The sequence below is a fragment of the Pseudomonas sp. Irchel 3A5 genome (assembly GCF_900187575.1).
GTDB lineage: Bacteria > Pseudomonadota > Gammaproteobacteria > Pseudomonadales > Pseudomonadaceae > Aquipseudomonas > Aquipseudomonas folii.
This window is the reverse complement of sequence record NZ_FYDU01000011.1, coordinates 1-22,521: the sequence shown is the minus strand read 5'-3', so window position 1 is coordinate 22,521 and position 22,521 is coordinate 1. Positions and strand designations below refer to the sequence as shown.

The window sequence follows — 22,521 nt, the reverse complement described above, 5'->3', positions numbered from 1 at the left end:
TTATTCAATTCTCTCGACGGGCTCAGTTCACGGCGGACGTCGCTTCGACGTGGCGCGGAAGTGTTACCCGAATACGGGTACCGCGCTCGTGCTCGGTATCAACCGGGCTGTCGATGGTGATCTGTCCATAATGCTCTTCAACGATGGAATAGACCAGCGCGAGGCCCAGTCCGGTCCCTTCACCCGGGTCCTTGGTGGTGAAGAACGGTTCGAACAATCGATCCATGATTGCTTTTGGAATTCCACTGCCTTCGTCTTCTACGATCAGATCGACAGTGTGTTCGGATGCTTCGCTCCTGACCCGGACTGCGCTGCCGGCTGGCGAGGCGTCGCGGGCGTTGGAGAGCAGATTGATAAGCACCTGCGCAAGCCGTTGCGGGTCGCCATCGACCCAATGCTCGGGGTTGCACAGATTATAGAACTGGACTTCGAAATTACGTCGGTTCAGGGCCAGCAAGCCAATGGCGTCCTGCGCCACTTCGGCCAGACAAACGGCTTCGTCCGAATGTTGATGGCTGCCCGCGTGAGCGAAGCTCATCAGCGATTGCACGATGCGGGAAACCCGTTTGGTCTGTTCGAGAATCTGGCTGCTGATTTCCTTTAGCTCGCCATCTTCTTCGCGCTCCTCGCGCAGGTTTTGCGCAAGGCAGGCGATGCCGGTGATCGGGTTGCCGATTTCGTGAGCCACACCGGCGGCCAGGCGACCGATGCTCGCCAGACGTTCGGAATGCACCAGCTTGTCTTCAAGCATCTGCGTTTCAGTCAGGTCCTCAACCAGCAACACCAGCCCGCTGTTACCCGGTGCCAATGGCTCGTCGATCGCAGCTTTGTGCAGGTTCAGCCAGCGGATTTGGCCATCCAGTGGCAGGCGCTGTTTGTGCAAGTGTTCGTCGGGCACATCGATGAAGCCGCCGAGCAGTGCTTTCCAGGGTTCGGCGATGGTCTCAAGCCGTGAGCCCACAACACGTTTGGCAGCAATCCCGGTGAGTTCTTCCATGGCCTTGTTCCACATCAGGATCTCCTGATCCTTGGCCAGCGAGCACACGCCCATCGGCAATTCCTGAAGCGTTTGCCGATGATAGCGGCGCAGGGCATCAAGTTCGGCCGCCAGACCGGTCAGGCGCGAGTGGTAGTCCTCAAGCCGGCTTTCAATGAAGTGAATGTCTTCGGTGACATAGTTTTCGCCGCTGGACTTATAGGGCAGGAACGTTTCGACCATGTCCTGCGCCACGCTGGGGCCCATCAAGCCTGAAAGATTGGCCTCGATTCTGTCCCTTAAACGACGCAAGGCGTAAGGCCGACGTTCGTCGAATGGCAGGTAGAGATCGCGCAGGGCCTGTTCGACTTCCTTCTGTGCGGCCTTCGCGCCCAAGGGTTTGGCCAGTTGCGTGGCGAACTCCTGGGGGGATACGGCGTGCAGTTCACGGCGCTGCGGGCGACGAACGTTATCCACCGCACAGGCCTCGGCGGCACTGGCTTCCTCGGGGCTCGGGTTGCTGAACAGTGAAATCAGGGTGAACACCAATACGTTGGCGGCCAGCGAAGCAATCGCTGCCATGTGCCAACTGGTGTCGTCCAGTACGTAAATCATGTTCAACAGCGGGATGTAGAAGCCCCGGAAGTCGCCAATCAACGGCAACAACATGCTGACGATCCAGACCGTGATCCCTGCCAGCAATCCGGCGATAAAACCCCGGCGATTGGCGGCGGGCCAATACAGCACTGACAGCACGCCCGGCAGGAATTGCAGAGTCGCGACAAAAGCAACGATGCCCAGATTGGCCAGATCCTGTTGCGCGCCCAGCAGCAGGTAGAAGCCGTAACCGGCCATGATGATCGCCACGATCAGCGCGCGGCGGGTCCACTTCAGCCAGCGATAGATATTGCCTTCGGCGGGTGGTTGATAAAGCGGCAGCACCAAATGGTTCAGCGCCATGCCGGACAGCGCCAGTGTGGTCACGATGATCAAGCCGCTGGCGGCAGACAAGCCACCGACATAGGCCAGCAACGCCAGAGACTTGCTATTGACCGCGATGCCAATGCCCAGGGTGAAGAATTCGGGGCTGGTGGTTGCGCCGAGTTTGAGCCCCGCCCACAGAATCAACGGCACCGCCAGGCTCATCAACAACAGAAACAGCGGCAGGCCCCAACTGGCGCTGACCAGCGCGCGCGGGTTGAGATTCTCGGTGAACGTCATGTGGTACATGTGCGGCATGACGATGGCTGACGCGAAGAACACCAGTAACAGCGTACGCCACGGGCCTTCCTGCAAAGGCGTGTGCAAAGCGGCGAGGGCGGTCTGGTTTTGCAGCAGCCACAGCTCAAGTTGTTGCGGGCCGTCGAACACGCCGTACAAGGCATAAAGGCCGATACCGCCAATCGCCACGAGTTTGATCACGGACTCAAAGGCAATGGCAAATACCAGCCCTTCGTGTTTCTCGCGGGTGGCGATATGGCGCGAGCCGAAGAAAATCGTGAACAGGGTAATCAGCGCGCAGAACGCGATGGCGACGCGATCCTGCACCGGCTCGCGGGTCAGAATACCTATCGAGTCGGCCACCGCCTGGATCTGCAGCGCTAAAAGCGGCAGTACGCCAATCAACATGAAAATCGTGGTCAGCGCCCCTGCCCAGGTGCTGCGGAAGCGGAACGCGAACAAGTCCGCCAGAGACGACAGTTGATAGGTGCGGGTGATGCGCAAGATCGGGTAGAGCAGCACGGGGGCCAGCAGAAATGCGCCGGATACCCCGAGATAACTGGACAGGAAGCCGTAACCGTACTGGTACGCGAGACCGACCGTGCCGTAGAAGGCCCACGCGCTGGCGTAAACACCGAGGGACAGCGTGTAGGTCAGTGGATGACGGATGATCCAGCGCGGGATGACTCCCCGTTCGCTGATCCACGCCACGCCAAACAGCACGAGCAGATAAGCGGCGCTGACCAGAATCATCTGGGTCAGGCTAAAGCTCATCGGCATCTTTTTGACTCTGCAGAATGAAGGTCACCACGATCAGGATCAGCCATAACAGATAAGGCCGATACCACGCGCCGGTGGCGTCGATCCACCAATCCATGATGGCCGGCGAAAACAGATAAATGCCGACTACCAGCAACAGGACCAAGCGGTAAATATACATTTGGCCTCCTTCACGATTCATTCGTGTTGCGGCAGTTGAGGAGCGGCATGGTAACGGATGGCGGGCAACCTGCAAGTGTCGTTTAGTCGGAGATAGAACTGCGTCATGGGTGCCGCGCGATTAAGTAGCAAACGCGGCCCCTGTAGGCGCTCACGAGCAACGCGAGGCAGCGATAGCGATTTGTCTGACACACCGCCATTGCGGGGGGCGTAACCTCCCTGCGCTCCTGCAGACACATCATTCCGGTCCGACCATTACGCCCGGTTCGATGAGCGCTCTATCTCAGTCTATCCGGGCTTCTTCAAGGTTCCGTACGCGCGGAATAGCGGAAACGTTCCAGCGCTCGATTGCCCATTTCAGAACTTCCTGAGGCGTGCCGTAAGCAAGGGCCGATTCGGGCGCCTGCCCGAGTGCGCGCAAGGCACGCAACAGCAGTGGAATCGCCTGATCGGCCTCCAGTGGTGGCGAGCGGTAGCTTTTCCCCAGTTTGTTGCCGTCTGGCTGAGTAATGAGCGGCACATGCAGGTAACGCGGCTGTGGCGCGCCGAGCAATTCCTGGAGGTACAGCTGGCGCGGCGTGGAATCAAGCAGATCGGCCCCCCGGACAATGTCAGTGACGCCCTGCATGGCGTCGTCGATAACGACCGCCAGTTGATAGGCGTACAGCCCATCGCGGCGACGGATCACAAAGTCACCGACCTCACGGCCAAGGTGTTGCTGAAACTGGCCCTGCACACGATCTTCAAACCGGTACAGCAGTTCAGGGACACGAATACGGATGGCAGCGTTATCAGGCGAGTGCCCGGCATTTCTGCAGGTACCCGGGTAAACCCCCTGAAAGGGTTCGAGCTGTTTGCGCGAGCAGGTACACGCGTAGGCAAGACCGTGGCTGAACCAGCGATTGATCACTTCCTGATAAGCGTCGTGGCGATGACTTTGGGTAACCAGTTGCCCGTCCCATTCAAAACCATAGCGCTCGAGCGTTTCAAGAATCGCACGTTGAGCGCCCGGGACTTCCCGTGGCGGATCAAGGTCTTCCATGCGCATCAACCATTGCCCACCGACTGCGCGCGCGTCGAGATAAGACGCCAACGCCGCGACCAGTGAGCCGAAGTGCAGATAACCGCTGGGCGTTGGCGCAAAGCGCCCGATGTAGGAGGGGGATTTCATGGGGCGGATATTACTGGAGATTGGGTTTTGCTTCGAGACAACAAGTGGAGACTTGAACGCGTTCGTACTTTGGGTCCCTGGCATTCTGCTGTCGCGCAGCAAACAGGTGATCTGTAGGAGCTGCCGAAGGCTGCGATGACGGTGTGTCAGGCAAAATGCTTCGCAGCCTTCGGCAGCTCCTACAGGGAATGTCCCAATACATAAACAAAAAGGACGCCGAAGCGTCCTTTGTGTTTGCAAGGTTGCGGGTCGTGTTACTTGCCGACCTGCTTTTCCTTGATCTCTGCCAATGTCTTGCAGTCGACGCACTGGTCGGCTGTCGGACGGGCTTCGAGGCGGCGGATGCCGATCTCTACGCCGCAGGATTCGCACCAGCCGTATTCTTCGTCTTCGATCAGTTGCAGCGTTTTGTCGATCTTTTTGATCAGTTTACGTTCGCGATCACGAGCACGCAGTTCAAGGCTGAACTCTTCTTCCTGGCTGGCACGGTCGGCCGGGTCAGGAAAGTTCGCAGCTTCGTCCTTCATGTGAGTCATGGTGCGATCAACTTCCTTCATCAACTGCTGTTTCCAGTTGGTGAGGATTTTTGTGAAGTGTTCGCGCATGGGCTTGCCCATGTACTCCTCACCCTTACTGCTTTCGTAAGGCTTGAAGTCACCGTCCAGCTGGTTGGTCTGCTGCTTTTCTTGGGTGGGCATGAATGGACCGCCTCTCACTCTTTAATCCATTGCGCAGGAAAATATCCATCACCGGCACCTGCCGGCCCTGCGGCTGCAAGCGGGCGAACTTACCAGATCGAATCGGAGCGCGCTACTCCCGGTTGTCGAGCATGCATTCGAGCTGGGCGGTGAATGGCCGTTGCTACAGACGCGGGGCTGATTAAAACGTTCAACGCCTTGAGCGGATCACACTCTTTTCAATGGCTTATTGCTTGCTACCCGCCGTTTCGGGGCTTTATTAACTTTCCTGCGGGGGCGGGTGCTTGGGTAGAATCGCTCATCACTTTTCGCATGCCTGACCGGCATCCGACCCCGATAAGATTTAAAGGAAGGTCAATGGCTCAGCCCTACAGTGCGCGCAGTCGCGCCATCGAACCCTTTCATGTCATGGCGCTGCTGGCGCGGGCCAACGAGCTGCAGGCAGCCGGGCATGACGTGATTCATCTGGAGATTGGCGAGCCCGATTTCACCACTGCCGAGCCCATTATTGCGGCCGGACAGGCTGCATTGGCGGCGGGCAAAACCCGTTATACCGCGGCCCGTGGTCTGCCTGAATTGCGTGAAGCCATTGCCGGTTTTTATGCCCAGCGTTATGGCGTGACCGTTGATCCCGGCCGGATTCTGGTCACACCGGGCGGTTCCGGCGCGCTGTTACTGGCGAGCAGTTTGCTGGTCGACCCCGGTAAACACTGGCTGCTGGCGGACCCTGGTTACCCATGTAACCGACATTTTCTGCGTCTTGTGGAAGGTGCAGCACAACTGGTGCCGGTCGGCCCGCAAGAGCGGTATCAGCTCACTCCGGATCTGGTCGCACGGCATTGGGATAAAGACAGCGTCGGTGCGCTCGTTGCCTCACCTGCAAACCCGACGGGCACGCTGTTGAGTCGCGACGAATTGGCAGGGCTTTCCTCGGCGCTCAAGGCGCGTAACGGTCATCTGGTGGTAGACGAGATTTACCACGGCCTGACTTATGGCACCGATGCAGCCAGCGTGCTGGAAGTGGACGACGATGCCTTCGTGTTGAATAGTTTTTCGAAATATTTCGGCATGACGGGCTGGCGTCTTGGCTGGCTGGTCGCACCCCAGGATGCGGTCGCCGATCTGGAAAAGCTGGCTCAGAATCTTTACATCAGTGCGCCAAGCATGGCCCAGTACGCCGCGCTTGCCTGCTTCGAGCCGCAGACGCTGGAAATCCTCGAGCAGCGCCGTGCCGAGTTCGGATTGCGCCGTGATTACCTGTTACCGGCTTTGCGCGAGTTGGGCTTCGGTATCGCGGTTGAGCCAGAAGGCGCTTTCTATCTGTATGCCGATATGAGCGTTTTCGGGGGCGATGCTTACTCGTTCTGTCAGCATTTCCTTGAAACCGAACACGTTGCGATCACGCCGGGGCTGGACTTCGGTCGATTCCAGGCGGGGCATCATGTGCGTTTCGCTTACACCCAGAGCCTGCCACGTTTGCAGGAGGCGGTGGAGCGAATTGCTCGCGGGCTAAGGAGCTGGCAAGGCTGATGCGTTTTTCTCCTGAGCTTGAACAAGGTGTTCTGTTGGTGCGCTACAAGCGCTTCCTCGCGGACATTCAAACGGACAGCGGTGAGTTGCTGACCATTCATTGCCCTAATACCGGCTCGATGTTCAATTGCATGATGCCGGGCGGGCGTGTGTGGTTCAGCCGTTCCAATGGTCCAAAGCGCAAGCTGCCGGGCACCTGGGAGATCAGCGAAACCCCTCAGGGACGACTGGCGTGTGTCAACACCGGACGTGCCAACACTCTGGTTGAAGAAGCGTTGCGCGCCGGGGTGATCACCGAGTTGAACGGCTTCACCGCTCTCAAGCGCGAAGTGGCCTACGGTCAGGAAAAAAGCCGGGTGGATTTCCGCCTGGATTATCCGCAGGGGCCCGCTTACGTTGAGGTCAAAAGCGTCACGCTGGGTTTTGATGGCTCTGCAGTCGCGGCTTTTCCGGATGCGGTCACTCAACGTGGCGCACGACATTTGCGGGAGTTGGCGAGCCTGGCTCGCGAAGGTGTACGTGCAGTGTTGCTGTATTGCGTGAACCTGACTGGCATCGAAGCCGTGCGGCCTGCCGAAGAAGTTGACCCAGGCTACGCCGCTGCATTGCGCGAGGCGGTCGCGGCAGGTGTTGAGGTCCTGGCGTATGGCGTGCAGTTGACGCCTGAGCAGATATTCATCGATCGGCCATTGCAGCTTCGCTGGGCCAAAGAGCCTGATCAGTCGCTGGCGGGTGTTTCTATCCAGACACCTTGATGATCTTCGTGGCTGGCAATCCCGGTCAGAGATTTTCCTTCACAGGGACCAGCAACGCATTCGCCGCTTTCAATCAGGAACAAGGCGCCATGAGTGGCGCATTGAATCAGACTCGCGCTGGGGTCCAGAAACTGGTCTGGCTGCCATTCCAGCGGCACGCCGCGATGCGGGCAGCGGTTGTCATAGACGAACACCTGCCCGTTGCGCCTTGTGGCGAACAGCTTGCGACCATTGATTTCAAACCCGCGGCTTTGGGCTTCCAGCAGTTGATCGCTGGTGCAGAGCAATTTCACCAGGGCCTCCGTGGGGCTCGTGACGGTAGTTCTGAAGCGGCGAATTGTGGCAGTTCTTTTCGAGGTCGGGGGGATATCTTTGGAGGCTGCGGAACCTGTGGACAGGCTGATAACGACGTGGGACCGGCTTCAGCCGGGAAGAGGCCGTGTCAGACGCTGGATTTTCATCTGCAGGGATACCGCCTTCCCGGCTAAAGCCGGTCCTACGACTTCACACTACAATCCAGGATTGCGCATATTCTTCTGTGGGAGCAGAGCTTGCTCGCGATAAGGCTGGACGCAGTTCACTTCCGATCGCATCCAGCCTTATTGTCAGAATACCGCCCAAACCAAGCCCTGCTCCCACAGGAATCACTGATGACGTGGGACCGGCCTCAGCCGGGAGGAGGCCGTAACAGACGCTGGATTTTTATCTGCAGGGATACCGCCTTCCCGGCTGAAGCCGGTCCCATGTCTTTAATCAGCTTGCAGGCAACCATCGAATCTCCTACTTAAGGCCGCATTCCAATTCAGGCACGACTTCTACTTCAGAAATTTCCTGTTATCGCGTAGTCCCCCTCTCTCTTCGCCTTCCTGGGCACCCGCAGGCCTTTGGCTCCTATATGTTCTCGCTTTCATTTTGAAGCGTTTGAGGACGGCACATGAGCATGGACATCTCCACCGAAGATGAGCAATTGGCACGCCAGGCGATCAGCCTGTTCGAATTGATGGCGCTGGATGTTGACGACACTGAGTCGCGTATCGTTGGCTTGTGTCAGCGGGCGATGACCCCGTTGGGGCCGATCGCGGCAATCTGTGTGTATCCGCGATTCGTACTGCTGGCCCGCACGACCCTGGATCGACTTCAGCATCGGGACATTCGCGTCGTCGCCGTCGTCAATTTCCCCTACGGTTCCGCGAATGAAGAGGCTGTGATGTCTGAAACGCGAGCCGCTGTCATGTCTGGGGCCGACGAGATCGACCTGGTGTACCCGTTCCGCACACTGCTGTCAGGCGATCAGCAGACCGGGGCAAATATGGTTGCTTCATGTCGTGCGGCGTGCGGGCCGGACATGGTGCTCACGGTGACTCTGGAGGTTGGCGATCTGCGCGATCCGCAAATCATTCGTGACGCCTGTCTGGCAGCAATCATTGCTGGCGCCAACTTTATCAAGACCAGCACCGGCAAACTGGTGACGCCTCCGACTACGCAGGCGGTGCGAGTCATGCTTGAAAGTCTTGTTGACGTGGGTGGGCAGGTAGGGCTCAAGTTCTGTGGCGGCTTGCGGACCCTCAACGATGCCAGGCTATTTATCGAAATGGCCCGCGCGCGCTTCGGTCCGCAGTGGGTCAGCGATCAACGAGTGAGGTTGGTGGGGTCGAGCCTGCTGGACGACATCCTTTCACAGCTCGGAGTCGTCGAGCCGGGTTCCCGTGGGAACGGTTACTGATGAAGGGGGCTTTTCGCCAGTCGAGAATAAATCACGGGCAAAAAAAGACCCGGCAATAAGCCGGGTCAAAAACCGTGATTAGCCTGATGAGGAGATAATCTGAAAGTCCGAACCAAGGTCTTTCAGGTATCGGCCAGTCTCGCGACCGGTTGTGATAATCATATCGATTCTCATTTGCAAGTCAATGACTTCTTTTCATCTATTTCCCGAGGGGGCTCAATCAGCCCCTTTCCAAGGCTCCTGCGGTGGTTGATCTGTCTGTTCAAAGCGTCCTTGCGATCAACGGGCAGGTCATTCCAATGGATATCCATCAAGGCTGCCTCTATCGCATACAACAACACTTTGGTCGCGCGAAATCCTCGCGTTCGTACCGCCTGATAAGCATTTACAGCGCCCATACGACGTAAATCAGAAGCGCTGTGTATGCCTACGGCGTGCAACCATTGGGCTGAAGTCTTGCCGACGTTTTTCAGGTGTTGCAGTTCATCGTTCATCATGCCTCCGTGCGATGCTGAGCTCTGACTGTGGGTGAAAACCTGGCAAGTCTTGAGAAATTGTAGCTTTTGGAGGGAAAGTGACAGAGGCAGGTGATCGGATAGATAGCGTCAGGTGATCAGTGGGCCGGAGGGGTGCGTAGAGTCAGCCCGGCATGCATTGCGCATGCGGGCGTGAGCTATGCGGAACGTGCGTTGAAATCAATGGGTACGGTAGCGCAGCCGAGTACCGAAGTTGACCGACATCAGAATTTCGTCAGCACTCAGTTCGCGGGGGAAGAACGTTCCCGAGATCTGTGCGTGGGCAATGCTTGCCCCTTCCAGTGGCGTACTACTCAGATCAAGGCCGCGCAAGTCAGCGGAGCGAAAGTAGGCATTGGTGAAGTCGATGCCGTCTGTGTCGAGATTGCGCAAATCCAGCCCGCGGAAGTCGCCACCCTTGAAATCAATGGGGCCTGACTTGGGTTTCTCTTGGTTGAACCCCGCAACGTCATCATTTCGCAGCATCGCGTACAGCGGGGAATCCAGTACTTTGGGCTGACTCATAAGCGCCTCGCTTTTCCGTTCCGTTAGAATTGTGACGCCAGTATATCGCCACTATTTTCAAGCCGTGAAGCACTAACTGCCAAACGGCTCAAAACATTGTTTTAGAGCGCGGGAAGGCGCTGACGAAGATTTTCGATCAGGTTGTCGAGGTCGCTGCTTTTGTTGGTCTCGACGCGCTTGCTGTGCAGGGTTTCTTCCTCAGTCAGCGGTTCGCGGGTCGCTTGCTGTGAGCGGATAACTTCCAGCGTCGCGTCGGAAGGGTCTGTGTTCTCTGCCTGACGCTGGGCGAGCCAACCGGCGATAACGGCTTCAGGTGCATCGCAGTCGAGGATCAGGAACGGCACGCCAGTGGTTTCGGCAACTTTTGCCGCCGACACACGCTGAGCCTGTTTCAGGTACGTTGCATCTATAACGACCGGGAACCCGGCGCGCAGGACCACAGCAGCCAGTTCATGCAGGCGTGCATAAGTTGCGTTGCTGGCATCAGCGTCATAAAGGTTGGCGTCCTGCCCGGCGAACAGGCGTTTACGTTCTACGTCCGAACGCAGGCGCACGGCCCCCAGGGAATCAACAAGGCGTTTGGCCACATGGCTCTTGCCCACCGCAGATACGCCGTGAGTGATAACCAGAAAGCGCGAAGGAATAGCGCTGTAGCTTTCTGCCAGGTTGGCGTAATTGCGATATTGACGCAGAGTTGCGCCGCGCTGAACCGCATCGGCACCTGCAGGCAGACTGAACAGCGCAATCTTGGCGCGAACCATCGCACGGTAGGCTTTATAGAAGTTCAGCAGCTCCAGCCCCTGGTAGTCTCCGGTCAGTTCCAGATACTGGCTGATGAGGCGACGAGCAAGGGATTTCAGGCCGCGATCTTCCAGGTCCATAGCCAGGAAGCCGATATCGGCATAGACGTCGGTCATGCGGAACGGTTCGTTGAACTCGATGCAGTCGAAGATCACGACCTTGTCACCAATCAGGGTCATGTTGCCCAGATGGATATCGCCGTGGCATTCACGGATAAAGCCCTCGGCTTTACGCTGGGCGAGCAGGGGTTTCAGCCTTTCGAAACTCGATTCAGCCCATGCCTGTAGGGCATCGAGTTGCTGGAGGTCTGATTTTTCGCTGATTAGCGGGCGAATCTGCTCAAAGTTCTGCAGGACCGGCGCCATGACTGTGTCAGGCGACCCTAGCTCATTTTCGGCACCCACTTTTGGCGCATCAATATGGAACTGGCCGATCTGTATGGCGATGTTATCGATGTGCGTCGACGTCAGTTCACCGTTGGCCTGCAACGTGCTCAACAGCCCGTCTTGCGAGAACTGGCGCATTTTCAGCGCATATTCGATGACTTCACCTTCGCCACCCAGTTGCGGTGCTTCGGCAGTGCCGGTCACCGGGATGACTTCCAGATACAGGTCCTCGGTCAGACGCTGGTTGAGACGCAGCTCTTCCTTGCAGAAGTGTTCGCGCGCTGAAAGCGTCGTGAAGTCCAGAAAACCGAAGTTGACCGGTTTCTTGAATTTGTAAACGAATGGACCGGTGAGCAGTACCCACGAAATGTGAGTTTCGATGAGCTGAAAGCCCTCGACCGGGTGCGGAAACAGCGCGGGGTTCTGCAGGGCTGCAATCAGTGACTGGCTCACGGACGATCCTTCAATAGTGATGTTTCATTAAGTGCTTCAAGGTGGGCATTATGGCCGCTTGGCGCGAGGCTGCAAACCTCCGGAAAGGGTGTCTTTCGAACACCTGCAAAGTGCGTATAATCCGCCGCCATGACTCGTACTCGATCCTCTCGCAAAGCAAAAAAACCTGCCTCTGGCGGACTTCGTACCTGGTTAGGCTGGGGATTGAAGCTCGGCATTGTCGGGCTCGTCGTGCTGGCTGGCTTCGCCATTTACCTTGATGCCATCGTTCAAGAGAAGTTTTCCGGCAAACGCTGGATGATTCCGGCCAAGGTGTATGCGCGGCCGCTGGAGCTGTTTGTCGGGCAGAAACTCAGCAAGGATGATTTCCTGATTGAGCTTGATGCGCTGGGTTATCGGCGCGAAAGCGTTGCCAATGGTCCGGGCGCAGCTGCTGTGAGCGGCAATACCGTCGACCTTAATACCCGCGGTTTTCAGTTCTATGAAGGCACCGATTCGGCCCAGCAGATCCGTGTACGTTTCTCCGGCGACTATGTCGCGGACCTCTCTTCGGCCAATGGCGCCAAACTGGCAGTTGCCCGTCTGGAACCGCTGATGATCGGTGGGCTGTACCCGAAAAATCTCGAAGACCGGATCCTGATCAAGCTCGATCAGGCTCCGCCGTACCTGCTAGATACACTTGTAGCTGTTGAAGATCGCGATTTCTACCATCACTTTGGGGTGTCGCCCAAGTCGATTGCCCGTGCATTCTGGATCAACGCCTCTGCCGGGCAGATGCGTCAGGGCGGGAGTACGCTGACGCAACAGTTGGTCAAGAACTTCTATCTGACCAATGAGCGCAGCCTGACTCGCAAACTGACCGAAGCCATGATGGCCGTGTTGCTGGAGATTCATTACAGCAAGCAGGAAATCCTTGAGGCTTACCTCAACGAGGTATTTGTCGGTCAGGACGGCCAGCGTGCGGTACACGGCTTTGGCCTTGCCAGTCAGTATTTCTTCAGTCAGCCACTGTCCGAGCTCAAGTTGCATCAGGTCGCGTTGTTGGTCGGTCTGGTCAAAGGCCCTTCCTATTACAACCCGCGTCGTAACCCGGAGCGTGCGCTTGAACGGCGTAATCTGGTGCTCGACCTGCTTGAGCAGCAAGGCGTGGCCACGGCTGAAGCAGTCGCCGCCGCCAAGAAGATGCCGCTGGGCGTGACCAAGACCGGTAGTTTGGCCGACAGCTCGTTCCCGGGCTTCCTTGATCTGGTCAAGCGCCAACTGCGCGAAGACTATCGCGACGAAGACCTGACCGAAGAAGGCCTGCGCATCTTCACCAGCTTTGACCCAATCCTGCAGATGAAGTCCGAGTCGGCCATGAGCGAGACTTTCAAGCGTCTGGCGGGTCGTAAGGGTGTGGATGACGTCGAAGCGGCCATGGTCGTGACCAACCCGGAAACAGGTGAGGTCCAGGCGCTGATCGGTAGCCGCAAGGCAGGTTATGCCGGGTTCAACCGTGCCATTGATGCAGTGCGTCCGATAGGCTCATTGGTGAAACCATCCATTTACCTGACTGCCCTTGAGCGTCCGAGCAAGTACACCTTGACCAGTTGGGTGGCCGATGAACCATTCCAGGTCAAAGGTGCTGACGGTCAGATCTGGAAGCCGCAAAACTTCGATCACAAGGCTCACGGTAATATTTTCCTGTACCAGGGGCTGGCGCATTCCTACAACCTGTCCAGCGCCAAAATCGGCCTGGAAGTCGGTGTGCCAAACGTATTCAAAACCATCGGCAAGCTGGGTGTTGACGTTGATTGGCCTGCTTATCCGTCGATGCTGCTGGGTGCCGGTGCATTGAGCCCGATCCAGGTCGCGACGATGTTCCAGACCATCGCCAACGGTGGTTTCAACACGCCAATGCGCGGCATCCGCAGTGTGCTGACTGCCGAAGGTGAGCCGCTCAAGCGTTATCCGTTCCAGATTCAGCAACGCTTCGATCCGGGCTCGATCTATCTTCTGCAGAATGCGATGCAGCGGGTGATGCGCGAAGGTACCGGTCGCTCTGTTTACAACGTATTGCCAAGCTCGCTGAATCTTGCCGGCAAGTCCGGGACGACCAACGACTCCCGAGACAGCTGGTTCGCCGGTTTCAGTCAGGATCTGCTGGCGGTCGTGTGGCTCGGTCGCGATGACAACGGCAAAACGCCGTTTACCGGTGCAACCGGTGCGTTGCAGGTCTGGACCAGTTTCATGAGCAAGGCTGATCCGTTGCCGCTGGACATGGCGCAGCCTGATAACGTCGTACAAGTCTGGGTCAATGCCGCGACAGGTGAGGGATCCGATGCCGGTTGCCCGAATGCCGTGCAGATGCCGTATATTCGCGGCAGTGAACCTGCCCCCGGCGCTGCTTGTGGTGGGCCTGCGGCTCCGGCCCAGGAAGTGATGGATTGGGTCAAGGGTTGGCTGAACTAGATTAATTGAGCGCCCCAAAGAGGATCTAAAGTGAACAAGTGGTTAATACCAGCGTTGACAGCTGTTGCTCTGCTCAATGGTTGTGCCAGCGTAGAACGTGGCTCGATTCCTGTGGTGGATTCGGGTTCGAAGGTTTCCAACGGCGAGCGCGTGTCGCGTAACGGTGCTTCCGTGGCAAGCGTTGCTCAGGCGCCCGCGCAAGCTCAGTCCGTGCCGCAGGACTCTGGCGTCGTGGTCATGATTCCGGGTGGCGGGGGTGGTAGTTCCGCACCCATCGATACCTATGCTGCCCCGGCCGGGCAGGCCCCGATCAGTGTCAGTCCGCCGATTGATACTTCCTCGGTGAGCGCTCCCGTGACCAGCAACACTTACAACATGCCCGCGCCCAGTGCGCCAAGTGGCATTCCGTCTTCCGGTAGCGGGTTGTCTGCCGATGAGCAGCTCGACGGCCCGGTTCTGGCATTGCTGACCACCGCTCAGCAGCAACAGAACGGCGGTGACTTGAACGGCGCGTCTTCGAGCCTTGAACGTGCACAGCGTGTTGCACCTCGGGAGCCGCAGGTTATCTATCGACTGGCACAAGTACGACTGGCTCAGGGCGACTCCGCTCAGGCCGAGCAACTGGCGCGTCGTGGTCTGACCTATGCCAATGGGCGTCCAAGTCTGCAGGCCAGCCTGTGGGAAATCATTGCTCAGGCACGTGAGAAGCAGGGTGATGCTTCCGGTGCAGCCCTGGCTCGTCAGAAAGCCAAGGTCGGCGCCTGATGGATCAGCGCTTTCCTGAGGTGGCCGAGCATTTGCTGCTGATCGAACGCGAGTTGCGGGCACTGGGTTGGTGGAGTGATCGATCACCCAGTGAAGAAGCACTCTCCAGTGGCGAACCGTTTTGTGTCGATACGCTGGAGTTCGAGGAATGGCTGCAATGGATCTTCCTGCCAAGAATGAAGCACATTCTTGAGAATGACCTGCCTTTGCCGAATGCCTCAGGCATCCTCGAAATGGCCGAGATGGTCTACGCCACACGCCAGCGCGAAACCCGCCCCTTGCAGCAATTGCTTGCGCAGTTTGATCGGTTGATCAGCCAGGCCCAGTGATTCAGCGAACTGACGTGGGACCGGCTTTAGCCGGGAAGAGGCCCAAACAGCCATTGCATTCTTATTGCCAGAAATGCCGCCTTCCCGGCTGAAGCCGGTCCCACGTCATCAGCAGGACCGGCAGGTTTAAAGGCAATAATCGCTAATTGCCTTCTGAGTTTCGGCAATACGCCCCTGACGCTCATCTTCCGAAAGCCTTTTCAGTCCACCCTCGACCTGCTCCCGCACACGAGGGTTGTTCTGTAGCTGGGAAAGGTTGGTCCGCAGAAGCTTGCAGTCCTCGGCGCGTCGGCTTTCTTCCTCCGCGACTTTCTTTTTGACCACGCTGTCGACTGCGCGCTGCTCTGCCTCACCGTCTATTGCCGACTTCGAGTTGGCAGGCGCTGGCGGGGTGGGCGGTTTCTGAATATCAATCTGTTGGGTTTGTCGCCCGGCGGGGGGCTGGGCATCAAAATGGGTAACGCCCTGATCGTCGACCCATTTATAAATCTGAGCCGCTTGGGCAGTGGTGCCGAGCGTCAGTGCCACCATGATGGCGATAATCATGCGACGCATGCTGCTTCCTTCCAGGTACGTTTGTCCTGAAAACTACCACAAGGCTGTGTTCATCACCTTATTCGGCGCACTTTGGTGCGGTTAATTGGAAGAAAGCTCACGGATGACTTGACTTGGGGCAGTCGAATCACAACAATCCAAAGTTCGCTGTGAAGGGACTGCCAGAAGCAGACCATCTCGGTAGATCATGAGGCGCACACCCGCGCCGACCTGTTACACCCGCAACGCGTTACCTCGCGCTGGGTGGGAACGCCCCGAAACACTCAGGGGTTACCCAATACTTGCTCAGTCAGTGCTGACGTAGTCGGCGACCACCGTCGCTCATGCTCTGCTTGGCAGTAAAACCTATTAAGACCCGTCCTCGTTTGTGGACGGTATTCTGGCGTTTTAGAGGTGAACAACGTGGAGCTCTTATCCGGCGCTGAAATGGTCGTCCGCTTTTTGCGTGACGAAGGCGTTAAGCATATCTACGGGTACCCAGGCGGTGCCCTCCTGCACATTTACGACGCCCTGTTCAAAGAGCCTGCCGTGAACCACATTCTTGTTCGTCACGAACAAGCGGCGACGCACATGGCTGACGGCTATGCGCGCGCTACCGGCAAGGCCGGTGTGGTACTGGTCACTTCAGGTCCAGGTGCTACCAACGCAATCACCGGTATCGCCACGGCTTACATGGATTCGATTCCAATGGTCGTGCTGTCGGGTCAGGTCGCGAGCACACTGGTCGGCACCGATGCATTCCAGGAAACCGACATGATCGGTATTTCCAGGCCGATCGTGAAACACAGCTTCATGATCAAGCATCCATCGGAAATCCCTGAAGTTCTGAAAAAGGCGTTCTATCTGGCGCAGTCCGGTCGTCCCGGCCCCGTGGTTGTCGATATTCCAAAGGATATGACCAACCCGGCCGAGAAGTTCGAGTACGTATTCCCCAAGAAAGCCAAGCTGCGCTCCTACAGCCCGGCCGTCCGTGGTCACTCGGGTCAGATCCGCAAGGCAGTCGAAATGCTGCTGGCAGCCAAGCGTCCGATCATTTATGCCGGTGGCGGCGTGATCATGGGCAATGGCTCCGAGCCGCTGACTGAGTTGGCGCAAAAGCTCAACGCTCCCGTGACCAATACCCTGATGGGCCTGGGCTGCTATCCAGGCATGGACCGTCAGTTTGTCGGCATGCTGGGGATGCACGGCAGCTACACTGCCAACCTGGCGATGCACCACGCTGACGTGATCCTGGCTGTTGGCGCGCGTTTTGACGACCGTGTCATCAACGGTGCGGCCAAGTTCTGCCCGAATGCCAAGATTATTCACATCGACATCGACCCGGCGTCCATCTCCAAGACCATCAAGGCTGATGTGCCTATCGTGGGTCCGGTCGAGAGCGTTCTGACTGAAATGGTCGCGACCCTCAAGGAAATCGGCGAGCTGCCCGACAAGGCGCTGGTCGCCAGCTGGTGGAAGCAGATTGACGAGTGGCGTGGCGATCGTGACCTGTTCCCGTACAACCCGGGCGATGGCAGCGTTATCAAGCCGCAGAAAGTCATCGAGACCTTGTGCGAAGTCACCAACGGCGATGCCTTTGTTACGTCCGACGTTGGTCAGCACCAGATGTTTGCTGCCCAGTATTATCGCTTCAATAAACCGAATCGCTGGATCAACTCCGGCGGTCTGGGCACGATGGGCTTTGGCTTTCCGGCTGCGATGGGCGTCAAGCTGAGCTTCCCTGAAGCGCACGTTGCGTGTGTAACAGGCGAAGGCAGCATCCAGATGAACATTCAGGAGCTGTCGACCTGCCTTCAGTACGGTCTGCCTGTAAAAATCATCCTGCTCAACAACGGCGTGCTCGGCATGGTCCGTCAGTGGCAGGACATGAGCTACAGCGGTCGTCATTCCCACTCCTATATGGAGTCGCTGCCTGACTTCGTGAAACTCGTCGAAGCTTATGGCCACGTCGGGATGAAGATCACGGATCTGAAAGATTTGAAGCCGAAGATGGAAGAAGCGTTCGCCATGACGGACCGTCTGGTATTCATCGACATTCAGGTTGACGTCACCGAGCACGTTTACCCGATGCAGATCAAAGACGGCTCCATGCGCGATATGTGGCTCAGCAAGACGGAGCGGACTTAATCATGCGGCACATCATTTCCCTTTTGCTGGAAAACGAACCGGGTGCACTGTCTCGCGTCGTCGGCCTGTTTTCGCAGCGCAACTACAACATCGAAAGCCTGACCGTGGCACCGACCGAAGACCCGACCCTGTCGCGTCTGACGCTGACCACTGTCGGCCAGGATGAGGTGATCGAGCAGATCACCAAAAACCTCAACAAGCTGGTCGAGGTAGTCAAACTGGTTGATCTGTCGGAGAGCGCTCACATCGAGCGTGAGCTGATGCTCATCAAGGTCAAGGCTACGGGCGCCCAGCGCGCCGAGATCAAGCGCACCACGGATATCTTCCGCGGGCAAATCGTTGACGTCTCAGCCAGCGTTTATACCGTGCAGCTGACCGGTACGAGCGACAAGCTGGACAGCTTCATTCAGGCCATCGGCACTGCCGCTATCCTGGAAACAGTACGCAGCGGCGTAACGGGCATTGCCCGTGGCGACAAAGTGCTGAGCATCTAATCTCATTTTGCAAAATGGCCTGAAGGCCACGATAACAGGGGAATTCCATGAAAGTTTATTACGACAAAGACTGCGACCTTTCGATCATCCAGGGCAAAAAAGTTGCCATCATTGGTTACGGTTCCCAGGGCCACGCTCAAGCGTGCAACCTGAAAGACTCCGGCGTTGATGTCACTGTTGGTCTGCGTAAAGGTTCGGCTACTGTCGCCAAGGCTGAAGCCCATGGCCTGAAAGTGACTGACGTCGCTTCGGCTGTTGCTGCCGCTGACCTGGTCATGATCCTGACCCCGGACGAGTTCCAGTCCGCGCTGTACAAAAACGAAGTTGAGCCGAACATCAAGAAGGGCGCTACTCTGGCCTTCTCCCATGGCTTCGCGATTCACTACAACCAGGTTGTGCCACGCGCTGATCTGGACGTGATCATGATCGCGCCAAAAGCGCCGGGTCACACTGTTCGCACTGAATTCGTCAAAGGCGGCGGCATCCCTGACCTGATCGCTGTTTACCAGGACGCTTCGGGCAACGCCAAAAACGTCGCACTGTCTTACGCTTCGGGCGTGGGCGGCGGCCGTACCGGTATCATCGAAACCACATTCAAAGACGAGACTGAAACCGACCTGTTCGGCGAGCAGGCTGTTCTGTGTGGCGGTACTGTTGAGCTGGTTAAAGCTGGTTTCGAGACGCTGGTTGAAGCTGGCTACGCTCCGGAAATGGCTTACTTCGAATGCCTGCACGAACTGAAGCTGATCGTTGATCTCATGTACGAAGGCGGCATCGCCAACATGAACTACTCGATCTCCAACAACGCCGAATACGGCGAGTACGTGACCGGTCCTGAAGTGATCAACGCCGAATCCCGTCAGGCCATGCGCAACGCTCTGAAGCGTATTCAGGACGGCGAATACGCGAAGATGTTCATCAGCGAAGGCGCTACCGGCTACCCTTCGATGACCGCCAAGCGTCGTAACAACGCTGCTCACGGTATCGAAATCATCGGTGAGCAACTGCGCTCGATGATGCCGTGGATCGGTGCCAACAAAATCGTCGACAAAGCCAAGAACTAAGTCCTCGCGACGCTGTTTTGCGCTAGAAAAACGCGGCCAATCGGCCGCGTTTTTTCGTTATGCGCAGACGCTTCTGGTATAAAGCTGCATCGTTTGCGGACGAACACTCGTCGCAAGCATCTGTCGAAACTTTCCACACCGTTGCAAGGTAAAGTCTATGAGCGAACGTCCTGAAGAGCCAAACAAGGCCTCTGACGCCGAAAGCCTGCTACCGATCGATGAGCACATTGAAGAAGGGCATGACGCCGAAGGCCGCAAGGTCCGGCATCGCGGTATCTATCTGTTGCCCAATCTGTTTACCACTGCGAACCTGTTCGCCGGCTTTTATTCCATTATCAGCTCCATGAGCGCACAGAGTGCCTTGGCTGCGGGAGATACCGCTGGGGCGAGCAAGTATTTTGCTTTTGCCGCCATCGCCATCTTCGTCGCCATGGTGCTTGACGGTCTGGACGGGCGGGTGGCGCGGATGACCAATACTCAGAGCGCATTTGGCGCGGAGTACGACTCTCTGTCTGACATGGTCGCTTTCGGTGTTGCCCCGGCGCTCCTGGCCTTTGGCTGGGCATTGGGAGACATGGGCAAGGTCGGCTGGATGGTCGCCTTCATCTATGTCGCCGGTGCAGCGCTACGTCTTGCGCGTTTCAACACCATGGTTGGCAAGGCTGACAAGCGCTACTTTATCGGTCTGGCCAGCCCTGCGGCGGCGGGCGTTGTTGCGGGTACCGTGTGGGCATTCAGCGACTACGGAATTCAGGGTTCCAAGCTGTCTTTCCTGGTTGCGCTGTTGGTTGCTGCTGCGGGCATGCTGATGGTCAGCAATATCAAGTACAACAGCTTTAAGGAGCTGGATCTGAAAGGGCGTGTGCCGTTTGTCGCGATTCTGGCAGTCGTGCTGGTCTTCGCTGTCGTGTTCAGCGACCCGCCGCGCATTCTGCTGCTGATTTTCCTCGCTTATGCAGCATCTGGCCCGATTCAGTATTTGTTACGTCTTCGTCGCCACAAGTCGGCCGAATGATGTAATTTCCCCCATACTCCACAGTCTATTGGTGCATCAGTTCCTCTGGATTGTGGAGTCATCATGCTAATCAAAATTCCGTCAGCGTCCGCTTGCAAAGAGTCGGACGTCACCCCCGAATCTATCTATCTCTCTCGCCGTGGCCTCTTGGGGGCTTCGCTCGCCGGGTTGGCCGTCAGTGCCATGCCACGTTGGGCGAGCGCTGCTGATCCTTCTCTTTATCCGGATGTTGAGCCTGGCAAGGCTCCCGGCTGGTTTGCCGAGAAGCTTCCCGACACCAAGTGGCAGGCGGTCAACGTCAAGGGGGAGGCGATCACCCCCTACAAGGATGCGACGCACTACAACAACTTCTATGAGTTCGGCACCGACAAGGGGGATCCGGCGCAGAATGCCGGATCGCTGAAAACCGAGCCATGGACTGTGGTCATCGATGGCGAGGTCGGTAAGCCGGGTCGCTATGCACTCGAAGACTTCATGAAGCCTTATCAGTTGGAAGAGCGCATTTATCGACTGCGCTGTGTGGAGGCCTGGTCCATGGTCATTCCCTGGATTGGTTTTCCTATCTCCGCATTGCTCAAGCAGGTCGAACCTACAGCCAAGGCGAAATACATCCGTTTTGAAACCTTGCAGGACCCAAAAACGATGCCGGGGCAGCGTTCGGGTTTTGCGCTGATCGACTGGCCTTATGTCGAAGGACTGAGGCTGGACGAAGCGATGAATCCTTTGGCGATTCTTGCTGTTGGTATGTATGGGCGTGAGCTGCCTAACCAGAACGGCGCGCCGCTGCGTTTGGTGGTGCCATGGAAGTACGGCTTTAAAAGCGTGAAGTCCATTGTGAGAATCAGCCTGGTCAGCGAGCAGCCCAAGACGACCTGGCAAAGTATCGCCGCTAACGAATATGGCTTTTATGCCAACGTGAACCCGACGGTCGATCACCCCCGTTGGACGCAGGCACATGAGCGCAGGTTGCCGAGCGGGTTGTTTAGTCCCAATGTGCGGCAAACCGAAATGTTCAACGGGTACGGGGAGGAGGTTGCCTCCTTATACACAGGCCTGGATTTGCGGAAGAATTATTGATGCGTTACCCGTTCTGGCGCTTCGGCGTTTTTTTGGCTGCCTGTGTTGCCCCGGTGCTCTGGTTGTATCAGGCATGGATCTTTGCACTGGGGCCTGATCCCGGGAAGGTGCTTGTCGACAGGCTCGGTCTGGGGACTCTGATACTGCTACTGATTACGCTGGCAATGACGCCACTGCAGAAACTGACGGGGTGGGCGGGCTGGATCGTCGTCAGGCGTCAGTTGGGTCTGTGGTGCTTCGCTTATGTCTTCATGCACATGAGTGCATACGCGGTCTTCATACTGGGGCTGGATTGGTCGCAGTTAGGCGTTGAGCTGGTGAAGCGGCCTTACATCATTGTCGGCAGCCTGGCTTTTATAGGGCTGCTGGTGCTGGCGGTGACATCCAACCGCTACAGTCAGCGGCGGCTGGGCAGTCGCTGGAAGAAGCTACACCGGCTTATATACGTGATTTTGGGATTAGGCCTGCTGCATATGTTCTGGATTGTGCGGGCGGATTTGAAGGAGTGGTCCTTATATGCGGTGATAGGGCTGGGGTTGCTTGCTCTTCGTATCCCAATGATTGCGGGGCGAATCCCGCGTCTCATAGGTAGAAAGCCAAAAGTTCCCACAAAAGCGTAAATAAGGGGTTGACGGCCTCTCAGATCTCTCTATAATTCGCACCTCTTCTGGCGCAGGCAGAACGAAAAACTCCTTGATAATCAATGAGTTGGACGATTCAGTTGGCGCAGAAGAGGCTTCGATGAAGTTGATCGAAAGCGGTGAAAAAAGGCAGTTGACAGCAGGTTGTAACGCTGTAGAATTCGCCTCCCGCTAACGAGCAACGTGATGTTGATCGAAGCGCAAGTGGTTGAAGTTGCAAAGGAAACTTTGAAAACTTCTTAAAATAACCGCTTGACAGATACAGAGGCTGCTGTAGAATGCGCGCCTCGGTTGAGACGAAAGCTCTTAA

21 protein-coding genes are annotated in these 22,521 nt (G+C 57.1%); 12 read left to right on the top strand and 9 right to left on the bottom strand.

Features of this window, described 5'->3' with window-relative positions; genetic code table 11:
* Positions 1-22: 22 nt before the first annotated feature.
* The 4 genes from CKW31_RS18525 to dksA all read right to left on the bottom strand — a co-directional run bounded on the left by CKW31_RS18525 (position 23) and on the right by dksA (position 5,005).
* A complete protein-coding gene (locus CKW31_RS18525; RefSeq protein WP_095098264.1) occupies positions 23-2,977 on the bottom strand; it encodes a sensor histidine kinase in 2,955 nt (984 codons plus the stop codon).
* Positions 2,961-3,137 (bottom strand): hypothetical protein, encoded by a 177-nt coding sequence (locus CKW31_RS18520; protein WP_003176118.1) that lies wholly within the window; start codon positions 3,135-3,137, stop codon positions 2,961-2,963. Before CKW31_RS18520 ends, CKW31_RS18525 begins: the two co-directional genes overlap by 17 nt.
* A gap of 282 nt (positions 3,138-3,419) precedes the next feature.
* On the bottom strand, positions 3,420-4,307 hold the full coding sequence (gene gluQRS, locus CKW31_RS18515; protein WP_095098261.1) for a tRNA glutamyl-Q(34) synthetase GluQRS: 888 nt from the start codon (positions 4,305-4,307) through the stop codon (positions 3,420-3,422).
* A 254-nt stretch (positions 4,308-4,561) separates the two neighbouring features.
* The gene (gene dksA / locus CKW31_RS18510) at positions 4,562-5,005 is read right to left on the bottom strand and encodes an RNA polymerase-binding protein DksA (RefSeq protein WP_027900346.1); all 444 of its coding nucleotides are present in this window, start codon (positions 5,003-5,005) and stop codon (positions 4,562-4,564) included.
* A gap of 357 nt (positions 5,006-5,362) precedes the next feature.
* Here dksA and CKW31_RS18505 point away from each other — a divergent pair, with 357 nt between their 5' ends.
* Entirely contained in the window at positions 5,363-6,535 is a 1,173-nt protein-coding gene (locus CKW31_RS18505) for a pyridoxal phosphate-dependent aminotransferase (RefSeq protein WP_095098258.1), read from the top strand.
* Entirely contained in the window at positions 6,535-7,290 is a 756-nt protein-coding gene (gene sfsA, locus CKW31_RS18500; RefSeq protein WP_095098255.1) for a DNA/RNA nuclease SfsA, read from the top strand. Before CKW31_RS18505 ends, sfsA begins: the two co-directional genes overlap by 1 nt.
* Here the strand turns inward: sfsA and CKW31_RS18495 are convergent.
* The gene (locus tag CKW31_RS18495; protein ID WP_095098252.1) at positions 7,254-7,583 is read right to left on the bottom strand and encodes a Rieske (2Fe-2S) protein; all 330 of its coding nucleotides are present in this window, start codon (positions 7,581-7,583) and stop codon (positions 7,254-7,256) included. The two genes, sfsA and CKW31_RS18495, sit on opposite strands and share 37 nt — an antisense overlap.
* Positions 7,584-8,224: 641 nt before the next feature.
* On the opposite strand from CKW31_RS18495, the gene deoC reads away from it, so the two are divergent.
* Positions 8,225-9,013 (top strand): deoxyribose-phosphate aldolase, encoded by a 789-nt coding sequence (gene deoC, locus CKW31_RS18490; protein WP_095098245.1) that lies wholly within the window; start codon positions 8,225-8,227, stop codon positions 9,011-9,013.
* A gap of 170 nt (positions 9,014-9,183) precedes the next feature.
* Here deoC and CKW31_RS18485 read toward each other — a convergent pair whose 3' ends face one another.
* The 3 genes from CKW31_RS18485 to CKW31_RS18475 form a co-directional block, all read right to left on the bottom strand.
* Positions 9,184-9,507 (bottom strand): TfoX/Sxy family protein, encoded by a 324-nt coding sequence (locus CKW31_RS18485; RefSeq protein ID WP_095098242.1) that lies wholly within the window; start codon positions 9,505-9,507, stop codon positions 9,184-9,186.
* Positions 9,508-9,708: 201 nt separating this feature from the next.
* Positions 9,709-10,053: a pentapeptide repeat-containing protein gene (locus CKW31_RS18480; protein ID WP_095098239.1), complete on the bottom strand. Its 345-nt coding sequence runs from the start codon at positions 10,051-10,053 to the stop codon at positions 9,709-9,711.
* Positions 10,054-10,154: 101 nt separating this feature from the next.
* Positions 10,155-11,693: a bifunctional aminoglycoside phosphotransferase/ATP-binding protein gene (locus CKW31_RS18475; RefSeq protein ID WP_095098236.1), complete on the bottom strand. Its 1,539-nt coding sequence runs from the start codon at positions 11,691-11,693 to the stop codon at positions 10,155-10,157.
* Positions 11,694-11,822: 129 nt separating this feature from the next.
* Between CKW31_RS18475 and mrcB the strand changes: the two genes are divergently transcribed.
* The 3 genes from mrcB to CKW31_RS18460 are packed head-to-tail and all read left to right on the top strand — an operon-like array spanning position 11,823 to position 15,238.
* Positions 11,823-14,144, top strand: coding sequence for a penicillin-binding protein 1B (gene mrcB / locus CKW31_RS18470; RefSeq protein WP_095098233.1), 2,322 nt, complete (start codon positions 11,823-11,825; stop codon positions 14,142-14,144).
* Between the two features lie 30 nt (positions 14,145-14,174).
* A complete protein-coding gene (locus CKW31_RS18465) occupies positions 14,175-14,909 on the top strand; it encodes a M48 family metallopeptidase (RefSeq protein WP_095098230.1) in 735 nt (244 codons plus the stop codon).
* Positions 14,909-15,238 carry a YqcC family protein gene (locus tag CKW31_RS18460; protein WP_095098228.1) on the top strand — a complete coding sequence of 110 codons (330 nt, stop codon included), beginning with the start codon at positions 14,909-14,911 and terminating at the stop codon, positions 15,236-15,238. Before CKW31_RS18465 ends, CKW31_RS18460 begins: the two co-directional genes overlap by 1 nt.
* A 126-nt stretch (positions 15,239-15,364) precedes the next feature.
* Here CKW31_RS18460 and CKW31_RS18455 read toward each other — a convergent pair whose 3' ends face one another.
* On the bottom strand, positions 15,365-15,793 hold the full coding sequence (locus CKW31_RS18455; protein WP_095098225.1) for a DUF4124 domain-containing protein: 429 nt from the start codon (positions 15,791-15,793) through the stop codon (positions 15,365-15,367).
* A gap of 402 nt (positions 15,794-16,195) precedes the next feature.
* Between CKW31_RS18455 and CKW31_RS18450 the strand changes: the two genes are divergently transcribed.
* The 6 genes from CKW31_RS18450 to msrQ all read left to right on the top strand — a co-directional run bounded on the left by CKW31_RS18450 (position 16,196) and on the right by msrQ (position 22,190).
* Positions 16,196-17,920 carry an acetolactate synthase 3 large subunit gene (locus CKW31_RS18450; protein WP_095098655.1) on the top strand — a complete coding sequence of 575 codons (1,725 nt, stop codon included), beginning with the start codon at positions 16,196-16,198 and terminating at the stop codon, positions 17,918-17,920.
* Between the two features lie 2 nt (positions 17,921-17,922).
* On the top strand, positions 17,923-18,414 hold the full coding sequence (gene ilvN, locus CKW31_RS18445) for an acetolactate synthase small subunit (RefSeq protein ID WP_020293234.1): 492 nt from the start codon (positions 17,923-17,925) through the stop codon (positions 18,412-18,414).
* Positions 18,415-18,461: 47 nt separating this feature from the next.
* Positions 18,462-19,478 carry a ketol-acid reductoisomerase gene (ilvC, locus tag CKW31_RS18440; protein ID WP_027900358.1) on the top strand — a complete coding sequence of 339 codons (1,017 nt, stop codon included), beginning with the start codon at positions 18,462-18,464 and terminating at the stop codon, positions 19,476-19,478.
* A gap of 157 nt (positions 19,479-19,635) precedes the next feature.
* Entirely contained in the window at positions 19,636-20,493 is an 858-nt protein-coding gene (gene pssA / locus CKW31_RS18435) for a CDP-diacylglycerol--serine O-phosphatidyltransferase (RefSeq protein ID WP_095098222.1), read from the top strand.
* A 63-nt stretch (positions 20,494-20,556) separates the two neighbouring features.
* The gene (gene msrP / locus CKW31_RS18430) at positions 20,557-21,570 is read left to right on the top strand and encodes a protein-methionine-sulfoxide reductase catalytic subunit MsrP (RefSeq protein WP_095098219.1); all 1,014 of its coding nucleotides are present in this window, start codon (positions 20,557-20,559) and stop codon (positions 21,568-21,570) included.
* Entirely contained in the window at positions 21,570-22,190 is a 621-nt protein-coding gene (gene msrQ / locus CKW31_RS18425) for a protein-methionine-sulfoxide reductase heme-binding subunit MsrQ (RefSeq protein WP_095098216.1), read from the top strand. The genes msrP and msrQ overlap by 1 nt, the downstream gene beginning before the upstream one ends.
* Positions 22,191-22,521: the final 331 nt, after the last annotated feature.